This is a genomic window from Actinoplanes teichomyceticus ATCC 31121, from assembly GCF_003711105.1.
Taxonomy (GTDB): Bacteria; Actinomycetota; Actinomycetes; order Mycobacteriales; family Micromonosporaceae; genus Actinoplanes; species Actinoplanes teichomyceticus.
Genome location: NZ_CP023865.1, coordinates 1,871,411 through 1,889,985, shown reverse-complemented (window position 1 = coordinate 1,889,985; position 18,575 = coordinate 1,871,411). Strand labels below are relative to the sequence as shown.

The window sequence follows — 18,575 nt, the reverse complement described above, 5'->3', positions numbered from 1 at the left end:
GCCGATCGGCACCGCTGCAAGCGCCGGACAGGCTGTCCGGCGTCGTTGCGAGGTCTCGCATCAGCCCGTTCCGGTCTGGTCCGGGGCGACCGGCGGGTTCAACGCGGCGAGCACCGCCTCGGCGGTCCGGCGGCCGATCCCCGGCACCTCGATGATCTCCTCCGGGGTGGCCGCCGCGAGCCGCTTCACCGAACCGAAGTGCCGCAGCAGCGCCTTGCGCCGGGTCTCCCCCAGGCCGGCGACGGTGTCCAGCGCCGACTGGGTCATCCGCTTGGAGCGGCGCTGCCGGTGGAACGTGATGGCGAACCGGTGCGCCTCGTCACGCAGCCGTTGCAGCAGGTAGAGCGCCTCGGAGGTGCGCGGCAGGATGACCGGGAAGTCCTCGCCCGGCAGCCACACCTCCTCCAGCCGCTTGGCCAGCCCGCACAGCGCCACATCGGTGATCCCGAGCTCGGCGAGCACCGTCGCGACCGCGTTCACCTGCGGCTGGCCACCGTCCACCACGACCAGCTGCGGTGGGTACGCGAACCGGCGCGGCTTGCCGGTCAGCGGGTCGATGCCGGGCAGCTCGCCGGGCGCCTCGCCGGCCTCGTCCGGGTCCGGCAGGTCACGTGGCGCCTCCGCCCCGGCCTGCGCCCGGTAGCGCGCGAAGCGGCGCCGCATCACCTCGCTCATCGCGGAGAGGTCGTCCATCCCGCTGCCGTCCGGGTTGCCGCGGACCGCGAACCGGCGGTACTCCGCCTTGCGGGCCAGGCCGTCCTCGAAGACCACCATCGAGGCGACCACGTCGGTGCCCTGGATCTGCGAGACGTCGTAGCACTCGATGCGCAGCGGCGCCGAGTCCAGCCCCAGCGCGTCGGCGATCTCCTCCAGCGCCCGGTTGCGGGTGGTCAGGTCACCGGCCCGGCGCAGCTTGTGCCGCTGCAGGGACTCGCCGGCGTTGCGCGCCACGGTCTCCATCAGGGCGCGCTTGTCACCACGCTGCGGGACGCGCAGGCTGACCCGGCTGCCGCGGTGGTCGGAGAGCCAGTCGGCGAGCGCGTCGGCGTCGTCGGGCAGGGCCGGCACCAGCAGCTCGCGGGGCACGTCGGCCTCGCCCTGCGAACCGCCGTACATCTGGCTGCAGAAGTGGTGCACCAGGTCGCCGGTGCTCAGCTCCTCGACCTTGTCCACCACCCACCCGCGCTGGCCGCGAACCCGGCCGTCACGGACGTGGAACACCTGGACGGCGGCCTCCAGCGGGTCCTCGGCGAAGGCCACCACGTCGGCGTCGGTGCCGTCGCCCAGCACCACGGTCTGTTTCTCCATGGCCCGGCGCAGCGCCGCGATGTCGTCACGCAGCCGGGCGGCACGCTCGAACTCCAGCTCGTCGGAGGCGCGCATCATGTCGCGCTCCAGCCGCTTGACGAACGTGTCGGTCCGGCCCGCCATGAAATCGCAGAAGTCGTCGACGATGGCCCGGTGCTGCTCGGCGGTGACCTGGCCGGTGCACGGGGCGGAGCACTTGCCGATGTAGCCCAGCAGGCAGGGGCGGCCGATCTGGCTGCTGCGCTTGAACACCCCGGCCGAGCACGTGCGCGCCGGGAAGACCCGCAGCAGCAGGTCCAGGGTCTCGCGGATGGCCCAGGCGTGCGAGTACGGCCCGAAGTAGCGCACACCCTTGCGTTTCGCCCCGCGCATCACCTGCAGCCGGGGGAACTCCTCGTTCACCGTGACGGCGAGGAACGGGTACGACTTGTCGTCGCGGTACTTGACGTTGAAGCGTGGGTCGAACTCCTTGATCCAGGAGAACTCCAGCTGCAACGCCTCCACCTCGGTGCCGACCGTGACCCAGTCGACGCTGCCGGCGGTGGTGACCATCTGCTGGGTGCGCGGGTGCAGCGACCACACGTCGGCGAAGTACGAATTGAGCCGGTTACGCAGGCTCTTCGCCTTGCCGACGTAGATCACCCGGCCGGCCGGATCGCGGAAGCGGTAGACGCCCGGAGCGTCCGGGATGGTACCGGGCGCCGGGCGATAAGTGGACGGGTCTGGCACAACCACAACAGTAGTGCGTGGGACTGACAGAATTGCCCGACCGGAGGTCCGGTGCCGCCGCCACGGCGCCGGATCTCCGGCCGGTGCGCGGAGCGCCCGTTCCGCCGCGGAGTGTCAGGCCGCGACGATGTTGTCGCCGTCCACCTTGACCTTGGTCTCGGCGAGCGGCTTCTGCGCCGGGCCGGAGACCGGGGAGCCGGTCTCGATGGAGAACTTCGCGCCGTGGCACGGGCAGTTGATCGTGCCGTTCTTCACCTCGCCGACCTCGCAGCCCTGGTGCGTGCAGATCTTGGTGAACGCCTTGTAGGTGCCCTGCTTGGGCTGGGTGATGACGTAGTCGCCCTGGATGATGCCGCCACCGGCGGGCACGTCGGCGACCAGCGCGAGCGCCGCGCCCGCCGCGGAGTCGCCGCCGCCGGTGCTGCCGCCCTGCGCGTCGGCGCCCTTGCTGCCGGCCGGGGCGGGATCGGCGGCGAAGTCCGAGCCGTTCGGGTTGGTGCCGCTGGTGTCGGTGCCGCAGGCGGCCAGGACCGCGGCGGCGCCGAGGCCGCCGGCGCCCAGCAGGACGACGCGGCGGGTCGAAGCGGGGCCCGTCTGCTCCACCTGGGTGTCGGCGCCGGTCCCGGTCTGCACGTCAGTCATGTATCGCCCTCCAGTACCTGGTGTCCGCGCCCGAAGTCACGCGGAGTCGACCTTGAGTACGCGGCCGCCACCGCGATCGGTTCATGCGTGCGGTGAGATTAACTCGCCGCCAGGCGGCGGCTTTCCCGATTCGTACGCATCCGGACGGCCGGTTTCGCCGGTGATGTCGCATGCCGGCCGTCCCGCTCGACCCTAGGAGACCGGAGCGGCGGCATCGCTATGAGCCGGCTAAGAATTTTCTAAATCAATTTTCCCGCGGTGGCACACTTCCGGTCCCTCCCGGAGCCCCGCCGTCCCGCCGCGACGTCCCCCGCTCGCACTCGCCCGCGGCCGCCCCACGCGAAGCTCCCAGCGGGAACGGGCCGGGCGGAGCACCGGACGCGAGCGAACCGGCGCCGGACACGGCTCGCGGCGGCCGGCCCGCGAGGACCGGCCGCCGCGAGCGACGTACGAAAGGGTCAGACCGCGGCCTTGGCCCGCGACCGCGCCGCCCGCGGCTTGGTCGCGCCGGCCGCCCGGGACCCGGTCGCCCGCTCCCCGTTGGCCTTGGCCGCCCGCGCGGTCGCGGCCGGCGACCCGGTCGGCTCGCCCTCCAGGCCCAGCATGTGACGCAGGAACTGCCCGGTGTGACTCTCCGGCACCTCGGCCAGCTCCTCCGGCGTCCCGGCGGCCAGCACCAGGCCGCCCTTGCTGCCCCCCTCCGGGCCCATGTCGATCAGCCAGTCCGCGGTCTTGATCACGTCGAGGTTGTGCTCGATCGTGATCACCGTGTTGCCCTTGTCGACCAGCCCGTTGAGCACCAGCAGCAGCTTGCGGATGTCCTCGAAGTGCAGGCCGGTGGTCGGCTCGTCGAGCACGTAGACGGTCCGGCCGGTGGAGCGTTTCTGCAGCTCGGAGGCGAGCTTGACGCGCTGCGCCTCACCACCGGAGAGGGTGGTCGCGGGCTGGCCGAGCCGGACGTAGCCCAGCCCGACGTCGACCAGGGTGCGCAGGTGCCGGTGGATGGCCGGCATCGCCTCGAAGAAGCCCGCCGCCTCCTCGATCGGCATCTCCAGCACCTCGGAGATGGTCTTGCCCTTGTAGTGCACCTCCAGGGTCTCCCGGTTGTACCGGGCGCCCTTGCACACCTCGCACGGGACGTACACGTCCGGCAGGAAGTTCATCTCGATCTTGATGGTGCCGTCGCCGGAGCAGTTCTCGCAGCGGCCGCCCTTGACGTTGAACGAGAACCGGCCCGGGCCGTAGCCCCGCACCTTGGCCTCGGCGGTCTCCGCGAACAGCTTGCGGATGTGGTCGAAGACACCGGTGTAGGTGGCCGGGTTGGACCGCGGGGTACGCCCGATCGGCGACTGGTCCACCCCGACGACCTTGTCCACGTTCTCCAGCCCGGTGACCTTGGTGTGCCGGCCGGGAACCTGGCGGGCGCCGTTGATCTGGTTCGCCATGACGGTGTGCAGGATGTCGTTGACCAGCGTCGACTTGCCGGAGCCGCTGACCCCGGTGACCGCGATGAACTGGCCGAGCGGGAACGGCACGGTGAGGTTGCGCAGGTTGTGCTCCCGCGCCCCGTGCACGACCACCTCCCGGCCCGGGGTCTGCGGCCGCCGGCCGGACGGCACCGGGATCGACTTGCGCCCGGAGAGGTACGCCCCGGTCGGCGAGTGCTCGTTGGCCAGCAGGCCCTCGACCGTCCCGCTGTGCACGATCTTGCCGCCGTGCTCCCCGGCGCCCGGGCCGATGTCGACGATCCAGTCCGCGGTGCGGATGGTGTCCTCGTCGTGCTCCACCACGATCAGCGTGTTGCCCAGGTTGCGCAGCCGGACCAGGGTCTCGATCAGCCGGTGGTTGTCCCGCTGGTGCAGCCCGATGGACGGCTCGTCCAGCACGTAGAGCACGCCGACCAGGCCGGAGCCGATCTGGGTGGCGAGCCGGATGCGCTGCGCCTCGCCGCCGGAGAGGGTGCCGGCGCCCCGGTCGAGCGAGAGGTAGTCCAGGCCGACGTCGACCAGGAAGCGCAGGCGGGCGTTGATCTCCTTGAGCACCCGCTCGGCGATCATCTTCTGCCGGTCGTCGAGCTGGAGCCCGGCGAGCAGCTCGGCGCACTCGCCGACGGACAGGTTGCACACCTCGGCGATGCTCTTGCCGGCCACGGTCACCGCCAGCACCTCCGGCTTGAGCCGGGCGCCGCCGCAGACCGAGCAGGGCACGTCGCGCATGTACCCCTCGTACTTCTCGCGCGACCAGTCGCTCTCGGTGTCGTTGTGGCGCCGCTCGATCCACTGCACCACGCCCTCGAAGCCGGTGTAGTAGGAGCGCTCCCGGCCGTACTTGTTGCGGTACCGCACGTGGACCTGGTCGTCGGCGCCGTACAGGATGGTCTTCTGCGCCCGGCTGGGCAGCGCCCGCCAGGGCGCGTCCAGGCTGAAGCCCTCGGCCTTGGCCAGCGCCTCCAGCAGGCGCAGGAAGTACTCCTGGGTGGTGCCGCCGGACCACGGCTGGATCGCGCCCTGGTTGAGGCTCTTCTCCTCGTCCGGGATGATCAGCTCCGGGTCGACCTCCTTCTTCGTGCCGAGGCCGGAGCACTCGGGACAGGCGCCGTAGGGCGCGTTGAAGGAGAACACCCGGGGTTCGAGGTCCTCGATCGCCAGCGGGTGGTCGTTCGGGCAGGCCAGGTGCTCGGAGAAGCGGCGTTCACGCTCCGGGTCGCCCTCCGGCAGGTCGACGAAGTCGAGCAGGATCACGCCGCCGGACAGCCCGAGCGCGGACTCCACCGAGTCGGTCAGGCGCTGCTTGCTGCTCGCCTTGACGCTGAGCCGGTCGACCACCACCTCGATGGTGTGCTTCTCCTGCTTCTTCAGTTTCGGCGGCTCGGTGAGCGGGTGCACCACGCCGTCGACCCGGGCCCGGGCGTAACCCTTGGCCTGGAGCTCGGCGAAGAGATCGACATATTCCCCCTTGCGGCCCCGGACGACCGGCGAGAGCACCATGAACCGGGTGCCCTCCGGCATGGCGAGCACCCGGTCGACGATCTGCTGCGGGGTCTGCTTGCTGATCCGCTCGCCGCAGACCGGGCAGTGCGGGATGCCGGTGCGGGCGAACAGCAGTCGCAGGTAGTCGTAGACCTCGGTGATGGTGCCCACGGTCGAGCGCGGGTTGCGCGAGGTCGATTTCTGGTCGATCGAGACGGCCGGGGACAGGCCCTCGATGAAGTCGACGTCCGGCTTGTCCATCTGGCCGAGGAACTGCCGCGCGTACGACGAGAGCGACTCGACGTAACGGCGCTGTCCCTCGGCGAAGATCGTGTCGAACGCGAGGCTGGACTTGCCCGAACCGGAGAGCCCGGTGAAGACGATCATGGCGTCGCGGGGCAGATCAAGGTTGACGTCGCGAAGGTTGTGCTCGCGAGCGCCACGAATAGTCAGTCGGTCGGCCACTGCCAGCCTCTCCGTACATGTGTTTGAAGTCGAGCAGACACTCTAGCCACGCGGTATGACATTTTTCGGCGGCCTAGGTGCAGCGCCTCGCACATGGCGGACATTCCCGCAGAACGGACCTTGGACCGTCACTCGGCCGGGGGAACCGGCAACGACCGTACGTCCCAGATCTCCACCCCGCCGACGAGCTGCGGCTCACCGAGCGCGTCGGTCAGGGTGGCCCGCAGCGCCGGGGCGTTCTGGCTCTGCGGCACCAGCACCACCACCGACGCCCGCCAGTACACCAGATCCGCCACGATCCGCTTGCGCGCCTCGTCGTTCAGGTACGGCCGCATCCCGGTCAGTTGCACCTGGATCAGCAGCTCGGAGGTGAACCGGACCGGCGCCCGCCAGGAGCCGGTACGGTCGCCCGGCGGGTCGGTCGGGCCCATGAAGTAGCCGCGGGGCACCGCGAAGTCCAGGTTCTGCAGGGTGGCCCAGCGCTGCGCGGTGCGCCCCACGGTCACGTCCGGCAGCGGGACCGGCACCAGGGTCCGGCCCGGCGGCACGTAGCGCTTCCAGATCCCGGCGGTCAGGAACTCGGGCAGCGGGTCGCCCGGGATCACCGGCACCGGGGTCGGGAAGAGCGGGACCAGCGCCAGCGCCATGCCGGCCCAGAACCGCCGCCGGCGCCCCGGCGACGACCACCGGATCCGGTCGGCGGCCAGCGCCAGCAGCACCCCGGCGATCGTGGCCGGCACCATGGCGAACCGGGTGACGCTCACCAGGTCGATCACCGGCACGTGGCTGATCAGGCCGAACGGCAGCGGGATCGACGTCCGGGTCCCGCCCGCCTGCAACCTCGGCCCCATCGAGGCCAGCAGCAGCACCAACCCGGCGACGGCCGCCGACCGGGCCGCCGCCGAACGCCACAGCATCCGGGTCGCCACCACGATCATGACCAGGCCGACCGGGCCGAAGAACGTGTTGTCCTCGGTGGCGCTGACACTCAGCCGCTGGGCCAGCGTCTCCGACCCGGCCACGGACTGCCGCGGGAAGGCGGCCACCGAGAACAGGTCGGTGACGAAGTCCGACGGGGCGAACGGCTGACCGTGGTAGTTGCCCGGCGCGAAGAACTGGTACCACAGAGGGTAACCGGCCAGCGTCAGCGCGACCCCGGCGGCCACGCCGAGCCCGGCCACGAAACGCCGCGCCACCGCGCGCGCCACACCCGGGCGCATCACCGTGTAGGAGATCACGAAGATGCCCATGGTGAGCGCGATGAACAGCAGCGTCTCCTCGTTGATGAAGATCTGCAGCACGATCAGCAGGCCCAGCACGATCCCGCCGCGTACCGCCCGGCCCGGCTCGCGCAGCCGCAGCACCTGCCACACGATCAGCGGGACCAGGTACTGGTTGACGAAGTTCACATGGCCGCTGGCGTGCGAGATCATGGTGGGGGCGAACCCGCACCACGCCGCGCCGATCAGCGCCGCCACCCGGCTGCGCACCAGATGCCGGGCGAACAACCAGTACCAGGCCGCCGCGGTGCCGGCCAGGCCCAGGGTCAGCAGCAGCGCGACCGACACCCCGGCGCCCAGGAAGTGGGTGACCGGGGCCAGCGGCAGACTGAGCGCCAGGGTCGAGGTGTTCGCCATCATGTTCACGCCGACCGGCGCGTTCACGTGGGCCTCGAAGAACGGCGAGGCGCCGTCGAAGACCACCCGCTCGCCGTGCGCCAGCATGAACAGGAAGATGCCGTGGTCGTCGTCGTTGCGGTCGAGGATCCGGCCGTTCGGGTCGGCCCAGAGCCGGATCAGCACGAACACCGCGAGGGCCAGGAAGCTCAGCAGCACCCCGAGATCGGCGCGCCGCCAACCGGCGAAACCGGTCCGGCCGTCCGGCACGACTGCACCGGACGGCACGCTTTCCCGCTTCTCGAGCATCTCCTCCGCCGCACGCACCGGGAGGATTCTGCCAGAGCCCGGCACCGGGCCGGAACACGCGGCGCAGCGGCGGGGCACGGCGTGAGGTGCGCTTACGCCGCGATCCGGGCCCGTGCGCCCGATTCGGCGGTACGCCGATCGGCGCACCACGGTCACGCTCAGCTCACCGCGCGACCGCGGCGCGCCACGACCGGTCGCGGTCGCCGGGTCAGTGCCGCCGGCGCCGCGAGGCGGTCGCCAGGCGCGCGGATCGGCGCCCGCTCTCCACCGCCACCTCGCGGTGCAATTTGCGCCAGCTGGCCAGCCGCCGCGGGGGCAGCGAGCCGTCGGCGAGCGCGGCCTGCACGGCGCACCCGGGCTCGGCCTCGTGCCCGCAGTCGTCGAAGCGGCAGCGCCCGGCCAGCGCCAGCACGTCGGCGAACGCCCGGTCCAGCCCGGAGCCGGTGTCGAGCAGGCCGACGCCGCGGATGCCCGGGGTGTCCACCACGCAGCCGCCGCCGGGCAGGGTGATCAGATTGCGGTACGCCGTGGTGTGCCGGCCCTTGCCGTCCGCGTCCCGGATCGCCTGCACCGGCATGACCGGGGTGCCGGCCAGGGCGTTGGCCAGGGTGGACTTGCCGGCGCCGGAGCGGCCCAGCAGGGCCAGGGTGCGGCCCGGGGCGACCAGCTCGCGCAACGGGCCGAGGCCGGCGCCGCGCTGCACGCTGACCGGCAGGACCGTCACGCCGGGCGCGAGCTCGCCGAGCTGCCGGGCCACCGCGCCCGGATCGCGGGCGGTGTCGCTCTTGGTCAGCACCAGCACCGGGTCGGCGCCGGACTCCCAGGCCAGGGCCAGCAGCCGCTCGACCCGGGCGTCGCTGGGCTCCGGGAAGATCGGCTCGACCACCGCGACGGTGTCCATGTTGGCGGCCAGGACCTGGCCGGAGGAATCCTTGTCGGCGGTGCGCCGGATCAGCGCGGTGCGCCGGGGCAGCACCAGCTCCAGGGTGACCCGGCGGTCCGGCCAGGTGCGCAGCACCGCCCAGTCGCCGGCGCAGGGCAGCCGGGACGGGTCGCGGGCGGCCTCGATCAGCGCGTTGCCGCCCAGGCTGGCACGGGTGACGCCGTCCGCGGTCAGCACGGTGCTGATCCCCCGGTCGGCGCGCAGCACCCGGCCGGGGGCGGTGTCCGGGCGGTCGAAGCGGCGATATGCGGATGCGAAGGTCTCGTCCCAGCCGAGCTGGGACAGGTGATACGACATGGGAACCCTTTACGGTCGGGGAGGGGCGAAGGCCCCCGGGTGAAGGGACGCGACAACGACGAACGACACGTGCCTCACCTCCTCCGCGGGTCCGGTCTGGCGGCGCGTCTCGCCCACCGACGGTACGGTCACGGTCACCGCCGCGAAACCGAATTCCGCGGGCCTGTGGACAGCGCGCGGGTTTCGTCCCGGGACCGGCTAGGGTCGTTCCCGTGACGCCTTTGCCCCGCGCTCTCGCCACCTGTCCGGGTGGGGCGGTGCGCGCATGACGATCGACCCGCTGGTGCTGATGACCGACGTCGAGCAGGCCACCGAGGCACTGCTGCGCACCGCCGAGCAGCTCGACGACACGGTGGTCGGCGAGCCGTCCGCGCTGCCCGGCTGGACCGTCGGGCACGTGCTGACCCACGTGGCGCGCAACGCCGACGCGTACACGAATTTGCTGACCTGGGCACGGACCGGCGTCGAGACGCCGCCGTACCCGTCGCCCGCGGCGCGCGAGGCGGGCATCGCGGCCGGCGCCGCGCGGCCGCTGGCCGAGCAGATCGCCGACATCCGCGCCGCGCACGAGCGGTTCGCCGACGCCGCCGCGGCGATGCCGGCCACCGCCTGGACGTTCCATCTGCCGGTCATCGACCGCTCGGCGGCCGCGGTGCCGTGGGCCCGGCTGCGCGAGGTCGAGGTGCACCACGTCGACCTGGGCCGCGGCTACACCCCGGCGGACTGGCCGGACGCGTTCGCCCTGCGGCTGCTCCGCGAGATCGCCGGTGACCTGCCGGCGTCGGCCCCGGCGATGGTGCTGCGCCCGTTCGGCCTGGAGCACCCGCTGACGGTCGGCTCGCCCACCGGCACGACGCAGGCCCCGGTGATCGGCGGCCCGGCCCGGTCGATCGCCGCGTGGCTGGCCGGCCGCGCCGACGGCGCCGACCTGACCGTCTCGCCGGACGGCGAGCTTCCCCGGCCGGTGCGCTGGAAATGAGCCCTCGGAGGCAGCGATGACCACGGAGTACACCGGCGAGGCGCCGGGCGTCCGGGATCTCGGCGGCGGGCTGACGCTGACCAAGGTGTCGGTCGGCCCGATGGACAACAACGCGTATCTGTTGAGCGCCGGCGCCGAGCAGCTGCTGATCGACGCCGCCAACGACGCGCCCGAGCTGCTGAAACTAGCCGGGGACGCGGGCCTGGCCACGGTGGTGACCACGCACCAGCACCGCGACCACTGGTTCGCGCTGGCCGAGGTGGTCCGGGCGACCGGCGCGGCGTCGCTGGCGCACGCGGCGGACGCGCCGCCGCTGCCGGTGGTGACCCGCACCCTGCAGGACGGCGACACCGTCGAGGTCGGCGGGCACAGCCTGGAGGTGATCCACGTGGTCGGCCACACCCCGGGCTCGATCGTGCTGGCCTATCAGGAACCGGGCGGCGGCCGGGCGCACCTGTTCACCGGCGACAGCCTCTTTCCCGGCGGGGTCGGCAACACCCGCGGGGTGCGGGAGAACTTCGAGTCGCTGATCAACGATGTGGAGCGCAAGCTGTTCGACCGGTTCCCGGACGACACCTGGTTCTATCCGGGCCACGGCCGGGACTCCACTCTGGGCGCCGAGCGCCCGCACCTGGCCGAGTGGCGTGCGCGCGGCTGGTAAAGCTTGATGCACGCCGGATCCGGGCGATTGGCGCGCCCGGATCCGGTGTCTGTCGTCGGTTGTTATCCGGTCACTGCCGGCCGGGCACGGCGTTACTGCCCGGTCAGCCCCGGCCCGGCTTGGCGTTCGTGTTGACGTGGATGCCCTCGGCGAACTCGACGATCTGCTCGGCGGACCAGCCGATCCCGTCCCAGACCTGCACCTGGAGGTTCACCCCGGACGGCTGCGGCACGTACAGGGTGCGGCCGTCCCTGTTGCCCTCCTTCTTGACCAGCGTGCCGGCCAGCCCGCCGACCTGGACCCGCTCGCCGGACGGCGTGCCCTTCTCGTCGACCGACTGCAGCATCACGGCGACCTTGCCGACGAAGCTGTTCGGGTCGGTGTCGGCGGTGTCGCCCAGCGGCGCCGCGCTGTTCCGTGGCTTGGCGCCCTCCGGGGCCAGCACCAGCGAGTACTCGTCGATGCCCTGGACCTCCCAGCCGGCCGGAACCCGGTCCACGGAGAAGCCGGCGGGCTGCTTGCCGGTGTAGGCGACCAGCTGGAACGAGCCGGTGGTGGGCGCGGCGACGGCGGTGGCGGGCACCGCACCGGCGATCGGGGCGGCGTCGGTGGGGTTGCCGGCCGTGGTGAACGCGACGGCCGCGGCCGCGACGGCGACGGCGAACGCGGAACCGGCGGCGGTCTGCACGGCCCGGCGGCGGCGCAGCGCGCCACGGCCGCGGGCCAGGTCGGCGTCGGCCTGGGCGGTGGTCGTCTCGATCGGCGTCCCGGCGAGGCCGGCGAGCTGCTCACGCAGATTCGTCATGGGATTCCTCCCTGCTCAGAGGTGGGCGAGTGACGGGTTCTGGCCGATGACGGCCCGGAGCCGGTCGAGGGCCCGGGCGGTCTGGCTCTTCACCGTGCCCTCGGAACAACCGAGGGCGTCGGCGGTGTCAGCGACGTCGAGGTCGTAGACGTAGCGGAAGACCAGGGCCGCCCGCATCCGTGGGGGCAGCTGCTTCAGGGCCGCGCGCAGCCCGTCCGCCAGCTCGCCGTGCGCCAACGGGTCGACGGCCACGGCCCGGTCGGGCACGTCCGCCATCGGCTCCTCCCGCCGACGCCACCACCGCCGCTTCTCGTCGGTCAACGCGTTGACCAGCACACGGCGCAGGTAACCGTCCGGATTGCCGGCCCGCTGGAACGACGGCCAAGCCACGTAGAGCTTGGTCAGCGTCGACTGGACCAGGTCCTCCGCCAGGTGGGGGTCACCCGCGGTGAGCAGGGTCGCCGTACGCACCAGACCGGATCTCCGGGACACCACGAAGCGGTGGAATTGCTCGTCGCGCTCGTTTCTCACGAGACCTCCTTCGCTGTCACACCTCCCTGACGACTCGCGGACACCACGGGTTGCATGGCCGGTGCCGGACCCCGGAGTCGCGGCTGTTTCCCACGTACGCTGGCGGGAGCCCGCCGGCAGACGTGGAGGCGCCGCATGAACCTGAGACATGATCCGTCGCGGTGGGGCTTCCCGCCGCAGCAGCCGAACCAGCCGGCCGACCTGCCACCCGCCGGCCCCGGTCTCCCCGGCTGGCTGGAGGAACGCCTCTTCGAACAGCGCATCGTGATGCTGCGCGGCCAGCTCACCAGCGAGGTGGCGACCGCCCTCTCGGCGGCCCTGCTCACCCTGGACGCGGCCGGCCAGGCGCCGATCCAGCTGCACGTGGCGTGCCCGGGCGGCGATCTGAGCGCCGCTCTGGCCGTGGTCGACGTGCTCGACGCGCTGGTGTCCCCGGTGCACTCGCTGGTCACCGCGGAGGCGGGCGGCGCCGCGCTGGCGGTGCTGGCGGCCGCCGACCGGCGCGCGGCCTACCGGCACGCCCGGTTCAAACTCACCGAGCCGCGGGCGGCCGGGGTGACCGGGACGGCCGACGAGGTGGCCGCCGCGGCCGGGCAGCACCTGCGGGAGCTGGAGGAGGTCGTGGTGCGACTGGCCGAGGTGACCGGCCGGCCACGCAGCCGGGTGGAGGACGACCTGTCCGCCGGGCGCAGCCTGAGCGCCGCCGAGGCCCTGGAGTACGGCCTGCTGGACGAGGTCATCACGCCCAAGGCCCGCTGAGACGCAGAACGGCCCCGGACCGAGGTCCGGGGCCGTTCTGCCGACGCGGGGATCAAGAAGCGATCTTGACACCCATCGAACGCGCGGTGCCGCTCACGATGTTGATCGCGGCGTCCAGGTCGTTCGCGTTCAGGTCGGGAAGCTTGCGCTCCGCGATCTCCTTGACCTGCGTGGCACTGAGGGTGCCGACGGTCTGGGTCAGCGGGTTCGACGCGCCCGACTGGATGCCCAGCGCCTTGCGGATCAGGAAGCTGGTCGGCGGGGTCTTGTAGGCCAGCGTGTGGCTGCGGTCCTCGTAGACCGTCACGATGACCGGGATGATCTCGCCCCGGTTCTTCGCGGTGGCCTCGTCGTACTCGACCTTGACGGCACGCATGTTGGCACCGGTCGGACCGAGCATCTTACCGAGGTCGACCATCGCGGCGTTACCCGCCTCAAGCGCGAGGGTTACCTCATGAGTCTTCTTCTTGGGCGGCATTGAGTAGGGCTCCTTAGGGTGAGCTGCACGGGCCGAGACAACGCAGCTCGCCAGCATCAACGACACACGACAACCCCGAGACCTTACTACCGCCCTGACGGGAGGGTCAAAACGGCTGGATAAGCGGGGTCTCGGGTCCGCCGACCAGTGTAGCTCGCGGCTCGGCCCGACCCGGGACCACCCCGGACCAGCACCGGCCGACCCGCAAAACGCCCAAAAGATCCCAATGTTCCGGACTTGACCCCGCGCCGCGAACGGCAACCCGAACCGGGGACAATGGCCGCATGCAGACCCGCACCGACCTCCGCAATGTCGCCATCATCGCTCACGTCGACCATGGCAAAACCACCCTGGTCGACGCCATGCTCCGGCAGGGCGGACAGTCTCACGCGCGCGGCGAGATGGCCGACCGCGTGATGGACTCCATGGACCTGGAGCGGGAAAAGGGCATCACGATTCTCGCCAAGAACACCGCGATCAGCTACCAGCCGGCCGAGGGCGCGCCGGTCACCATCAACATCATCGACACGCCCGGCCACGCCGACTTCGGCGGCGAGGTCGAGCGCGGCCTGACCATGGTCGACGGCGTGGTGCTGCTGGTCGACGCGTCCGAGGGCCCGCTGCCGCAGACCCGCTTCGTGCTCCGCAAGGCACTGCAGGCCAAGCTGCCGATCATCCTGGTGATCAACAAGGTGGACCGGCCGGACGCCCGGATCAAGGAGGTGGTGGACGACACGTACGCCCTCTTCTTCGACCTGGACGCCGACGAGGACCAGATCGAGTTCCCGATCGTCTACGCCTGCGCGCGCGACGGCATCGCCTCGCTGAACCAGCCGGCCGACGGCGCCGTCCCGCAGGACAGCGCCGACCTGGAGCCGCTGTTCACCACGATCCTGAACACCATCCCGGCCCCCACCTACACCGAGGGCGCGCCGCTGCAGGCGCACGTCGTCAACCTGGACGCCTCGCCGTTCCTCGGCCGTCTCGCGCTCTGCCGCGTGCACGAGGGCACCATCCGCAAGGGCCAGACCGTGGCCTGGTGCAAGACCGACGGCTCGGTCTCCAACGTGCGCATCTCCGAGCTGCTGATCACCGAGGGGCTGGAGCGCAAGCCGGCCGAGAGCGCCGGCCCCGGCGACATCATGGCCGTCGCCGGCATCCCGGACATCATGATCGGCGAGACCCTGGCCGACGCGGAGAACCCGGTCCCGCTGCCGCTGATCAAGGTGGACGAGCCGGCCATCTCGATGGTCATCGGCACCAACACCTCCCCGCTGGTCGGCAAGGTCAAGGGCGCCAAGGTCACCGCGCGCATGGTGAAGGACCGCCTGGACAAGGAACTGATCGGCAACGTCTCGCTCCGGGTCCTGCCGACCGAGCGCCCGGACGCCTGGGAGGTGCAGGGCCGTGGTGAGCTGGCCCTGGCCATCCTGGTCGAGCAGATGCGCCGCGAGTCCTACGAGCTGACCGTCGGCAAGCCGCAGGTGGTCACCAGGATCATCGACGGCAAGGTGCACGAGCCGGTCGAGCGCCTCACCATCGACGCCCCCGACGAGTACATGGGCGCGATCACCTCGCTGTTGGCCACCCGCAAGGGCCGGATGGAGCAGCTGACCAACCACGGCACCGGCTGGCTGCGGATGGAGTGGCTGGTCCCGGCGCGCGGCCTGATCGGCTTCCGCACCGAGTTCCTCACCGAGACCCGCGGCACCGGCATCATGCACCACCTCTTCGAGGCCTACGAGCCGTGGTACGGCGAGCTGCGTACCCGCCAGAACGGCTCCCTGGTCGCCGACCGCGCCGGCGTGGTCACCGCCTTCGCGATGACCAACCTGCAGGAGCGCGGCCAGCTCTTCGTCGAGCCGACCACCGAGGTCTACGAGGGCATGATCGTCGGCGAGAACTCCCGCGCCGACGACATGGACGTCAACATCACCAAGGAGAAGAAGCTCACCAACATGCGCTCGTCCACCGCGGACGAGACCGAGAAGCTGATCCCGCCGCGCAAACTGTCGCTGGAGCAGGCCCTCGAGTTCTGCCGCGAGGACGAGTGCGTCGAGGTCACCCCGGCCGCCGTCCGCATCCGCAAGGTCGTCCTCGACCAGACCGCGCGGGGCCGCGCCGCCGCCCGCCGCAAGCACCAGCAGTAACGCTCCACACCGCGCCGACGCCCCCGCCCGACGGCGGGGGCGTCGCCGTTTCCGCGCCGGGCCGCGGGTTCCCCACGAACCGTCCCTTCCGGTACGACCCCACTCCGCCGGGACGGCACCCACCCGCGCGCCTGCGGCCGCCCGCTGCGGAGCGCTGGGCGGCACGAGCCGCTCCCGCCCCTCCCGGGGCCGCCAGGCTGTGCCCGCCCTTCCGGGGCCGCCAGGCTGTGCCCGCCCTTCCGGGGCCGCCGGACTGCTCCCGCCCCTCCCGGGCCGCCGGACTGCTCCCGCCCTTCCGGGGGCCGCCGGATTGCTCTCGCCCCTTCCGGGGGCCGCCGGATTGCTCTCGCCCCTCCCCGGGACGCCAGGCCGCTCCCGCCCCTCCCCGGGACGTAGCTACGCGTGGGCCCGGGCGACATCGGTCGCCCGGGCCCGGTGCTCACGGGTGTGCGGGAGCGGTGCTCACGGCGTACTGGAAATCGGGTTCTGGGTCAGCGGTCTGCGCTGACCAGATCCTTCTTGCGGTCGCGGGCCGATTTGGCCAGGCTGGCGACCGTGGCGACGCCGAGCGTGCCGAGGATGACCAGCAGCGACAGCCAGATCGGGATCTCCGGCGCCCAGTGCAGCCCGTGGCCGTCGTTGATGAACGGCAGGCTGTTGGTGTGCAGCGCTTCGAGGAAGAGCTTCACGCCGATGAAGGCGAGAACCGCGGCGAGCCCGACGTTGAGGTAGACCAGACGCTCCAGCAGGCCGCCGAGCAGGAAGAAGAGCTGGCGCAGGCCCATCAGCGCGAAGACGTTCGCGGTGAAGACCAGGTACGGCTCCTTGGTGATCCCGAAGATCGCCGGAATCGAGTCGAGCGCGAAGATCAGGTCGGTCGTGCCGATCGCGATCATCACGATCAGCATCGGCGTGAAGAGGCGCTTGCCGGCCGCGGTGACCACCCGGAACTGCCCGTCGGCGAACGACGAGGAGATCGGCAGCGCCCGCTTCGCCCAGCGGATCAGCACGTTCTCCTTGAATTCGTCCTCGTCGTTCTCGCCGCCCTTGACCAGGGTCACGGCGGTGTACACCAGGAACGCGCCGAAGATGTAGAACACCCAGGAGAACTGCGCGATGAGCGCCGCGCCGGCAGCGATGAACGCGCCTCGCATGACCAGCGCGAGCACGATGCCGATCAGCAACACCTTCTGCTGGAATCGGCGCGGCACCGCGAACCGGCCCATGATGATGACGAAGACGAACAGGTTGTCGACACTCAACGAGTACTCGGTGAGCCAGCCGGTGTAGAACTCCCCGGCATAGCGGCCACCGGCGACGGCCCAGACCCCCGCTCCGAAGAGCAGCGCCAGCGCCACGTAGAACGCGACCCAGCCGCCGGCCTCTTTCATCGTCGGCTCGTGCGGCCGACGCCCGATGATCAGAAGATCGACGGCGAGCACCGCCACCAGCGCCACCAAGGTGGCGAGCCAGACCCATGTTGAAACGTTCAATGCGACCCTCCGGCAGACACGTGTCGTCGCTGCGCCGACTCGAGATTTCGAGACGAAGCAGCGACGTGCGACTGTCGGAGGTCTCTTCCGCCGCGGACACCCGCGACCCCCGGCCCCGGGTCAACCCTGCTGGTGACCCAGCCGGGCATGCCGTGTTGACGAGACCGGAGCGGGGGAATACTCCCCTCCCACGTTGCCCATTGTTGCGCATCCGGGGCTCGATCGACACACCGGGAGCCCAACAGTGGCAGGGCTCGCTTCCGAAACCCCTCACCGGGGCGACTACTGCCACGTAACTCCGCGGTCACCCCGGCGCCACCCACCCGGCAGCTGGCCGAGGTCGTACATCAGCGCCTTCACCAGCCACTTCCCGCCCGCGAAGGGACCGCCGGCCGCCGTTGACCCGGCGTCCCCCGCAGCCCCGGTCCCCCGGCTGGCGCAACGACCCGCCGCGCTGACCACCCGTTTCACTCATGCATCGCGGTCACCGTCCTGGACCCGGGTAGCCGGTCACCACACCGTCGCGGGTGCAACCGTTCCCCGCGCCGCCGATGCCGCCGGAGGCCCCGAGCGGGCGGTCACGCCGCAGAAGCGACGCTCCGCCACTCGCGCCGGGCCACCACCGTGCACCCTGCCCCGGGCCACCACCCATCGTGCACGCCGCACCCCGCGCCGGGCCACCACCGTGCAGCCTGCCCGGGCCACCACCGTGCAGCCCGCACCCCGCCGGGCCACCACCGTGCAGCCCACCATCATGCCGGTCGGGCGCCGCGGCCCTCCGTCCCGTCGGCCCGGATCGGTCGGCGCCCGCCGCTCCGGCACATCGCCGGCCCCGTTGCGAGCAGGCTTCTCTTAACTGGCGCGGCACTGTTTGCTGCGAGCAGCGTTGTCTTGGTTCGAGCAGCGCTGTCTTCGTTCAAGCGGCGTGGCCCGGATCCGAGTGGCGTGGCCCGGATCCGAGTGGCGTGGTCCGGATTCGAGTGGCTGCACACACCTGTGCCAGGCAAAACTCGGTCTAAGGCATCCTAGTAAGCTAGCCATCTGGTGCGTATGGGACGCTTGCGGGCATGATCCTCGAAGTCACGCTTATCGACATCCTCCCGGGCCGGGAGGACGATTTCATCGCCGCCTACCAGCTCGCCCGCCCCCAGATCGCGGGCGCCGAGGGCTGCCGGGGGCTCCGGCTCAAGCGTGGCGCCGAGTCATCCAACCGCTTCGTGCTCCTGGTCGAATGGGACTCCATGGAAGCCAACGAGCACAACTTCCGCCGTACCGACCGCTTCGCCCAGTGGCGTGCCTCGATCTCCGCCACCCTGGCCCAGCCCCCGCTGTCCGAATACTTCACCGAGATCGCCACCCCGGCCGGCCGCCCCGACCCGGATCACGACTTCTTCGCCGCCTGACCGGACGGCCCCGGCGTCACCAGCACCCGGCCGAGGGC

The 18,575-nt window shown here is 71.5% G+C and carries 14 protein-coding genes; 5 read left to right on the top strand and 9 right to left on the bottom strand.

Going from position 1 to position 18,575, the window contains the following annotated elements:
• Positions 1 to 60: 60 nt before the first annotated feature.
• From uvrC to rsgA, 5 genes are all read right to left on the bottom strand, one after another.
• A complete protein-coding gene (gene uvrC / locus ACTEI_RS08605) occupies positions 61 to 2,037 on the bottom strand; it encodes an excinuclease ABC subunit UvrC (RefSeq protein WP_122977164.1) in 1,977 nt (658 codons plus the stop codon).
• 114 nt (positions 2,038 to 2,151) lie between these two features.
• Positions 2,152 to 2,679: a Rieske (2Fe-2S) protein gene (locus tag ACTEI_RS08600; protein WP_122977163.1), complete on the bottom strand. Its 528-nt coding sequence runs from the start codon at positions 2,677 to 2,679 to the stop codon at positions 2,152 to 2,154.
• A 458-nt stretch (positions 2,680 to 3,137) separates the two neighbouring features.
• Positions 3,138 to 6,113: an excinuclease ABC subunit UvrA gene (gene uvrA, locus ACTEI_RS08595; RefSeq protein ID WP_122977162.1), complete on the bottom strand. Its 2,976-nt coding sequence runs from the start codon at positions 6,111 to 6,113 to the stop codon at positions 3,138 to 3,140.
• 128 nt (positions 6,114 to 6,241) lie between these two features.
• Positions 6,242 to 8,056 (bottom strand): hypothetical protein, encoded by a 1,815-nt coding sequence (locus ACTEI_RS08590; RefSeq protein ID WP_122977161.1) that lies wholly within the window; start codon positions 8,054 to 8,056, stop codon positions 6,242 to 6,244.
• A 190-nt stretch (positions 8,057 to 8,246) separates the two neighbouring features.
• On the bottom strand, positions 8,247 to 9,278 hold the full coding sequence (gene rsgA / locus ACTEI_RS08585) for a ribosome small subunit-dependent GTPase A (protein ID WP_122977160.1): 1,032 nt from the start codon (positions 9,276 to 9,278) through the stop codon (positions 8,247 to 8,249).
• Between the two features lie 265 nt (positions 9,279 to 9,543).
• Between rsgA and ACTEI_RS08580 the strand changes: the two genes are divergently transcribed.
• Positions 9,544 to 10,257, top strand: a complete 714-nt coding sequence (locus ACTEI_RS08580; RefSeq protein ID WP_122977159.1) for a maleylpyruvate isomerase family mycothiol-dependent enzyme — start codon at positions 9,544 to 9,546, stop codon at positions 10,255 to 10,257.
• Between the two features lie 16 nt (positions 10,258 to 10,273).
• Positions 10,274 to 10,918, top strand: a complete 645-nt coding sequence (locus tag ACTEI_RS08575) for an MBL fold metallo-hydrolase (RefSeq protein WP_122977158.1) — start codon at positions 10,274 to 10,276, stop codon at positions 10,916 to 10,918.
• A 103-nt stretch (positions 10,919 to 11,021) separates the two neighbouring features.
• Here the strand turns inward: ACTEI_RS08575 and ACTEI_RS37715 are convergent, their stop codons facing one another.
• Both ACTEI_RS37715 and ACTEI_RS08565 read right to left on the bottom strand, forming a co-directional pair.
• On the bottom strand, positions 11,022 to 11,723 hold the full coding sequence (locus tag ACTEI_RS37715) for a hypothetical protein (RefSeq protein ID WP_122977157.1): 702 nt from the start codon (positions 11,721 to 11,723) through the stop codon (positions 11,022 to 11,024).
• Between the two features lie 15 nt (positions 11,724 to 11,738).
• Positions 11,739 to 12,254, bottom strand: a complete 516-nt coding sequence (locus ACTEI_RS08565; RefSeq protein ID WP_122977156.1) for a SigE family RNA polymerase sigma factor — start codon at positions 12,252 to 12,254, stop codon at positions 11,739 to 11,741.
• 135 nt (positions 12,255 to 12,389) lie between these two features.
• On the opposite strand from ACTEI_RS08565, the gene ACTEI_RS08560 reads away from it, so the two are divergent.
• Positions 12,390 to 13,013 carry an ATP-dependent Clp protease proteolytic subunit gene (locus ACTEI_RS08560; protein WP_122977155.1) on the top strand — a complete coding sequence of 208 codons (624 nt, stop codon included), beginning with the start codon at positions 12,390 to 12,392 and terminating at the stop codon, positions 13,011 to 13,013.
• 52 nt (positions 13,014 to 13,065) lie between these two features.
• On the opposite strand, the gene ACTEI_RS08555 is transcribed toward ACTEI_RS08560, so the two are convergent.
• The gene (locus tag ACTEI_RS08555) at positions 13,066 to 13,491 is read right to left on the bottom strand and encodes an uL11 family ribosomal protein (protein ID WP_122977154.1); all 426 of its coding nucleotides are present in this window, start codon (positions 13,489 to 13,491) and stop codon (positions 13,066 to 13,068) included.
• Positions 13,492 to 13,775: 284 nt separating this feature from the next.
• Here ACTEI_RS08555 and typA point away from each other — a divergent pair, with 284 nt between their 5' ends.
• Positions 13,776 to 15,641: a translational GTPase TypA gene (typA, locus tag ACTEI_RS08550; RefSeq protein ID WP_122977153.1), complete on the top strand. Its 1,866-nt coding sequence runs from the start codon at positions 13,776 to 13,778 to the stop codon at positions 15,639 to 15,641.
• A 491-nt stretch (positions 15,642 to 16,132) separates the two neighbouring features.
• Here the strand turns inward: typA and ACTEI_RS08545 are convergent, their stop codons facing one another.
• Complete coding sequence (locus ACTEI_RS08545; protein ID WP_122977152.1) at positions 16,133 to 17,134, bottom strand: TerC family protein; 1,002 nt, start codon at positions 17,132 to 17,134, stop codon at positions 16,133 to 16,135.
• A gap of 1,067 nt (positions 17,135 to 18,201) precedes the next feature.
• On the opposite strand from ACTEI_RS08545, the gene ACTEI_RS08535 reads away from it, so the two are divergent.
• On the top strand, positions 18,202 to 18,537 hold the full coding sequence (locus ACTEI_RS08535) for an antibiotic biosynthesis monooxygenase family protein (protein ID WP_122977150.1): 336 nt from the start codon (positions 18,202 to 18,204) through the stop codon (positions 18,535 to 18,537).
• The last annotated feature ends 38 nt before the right edge of the window (positions 18,538 to 18,575 follow it).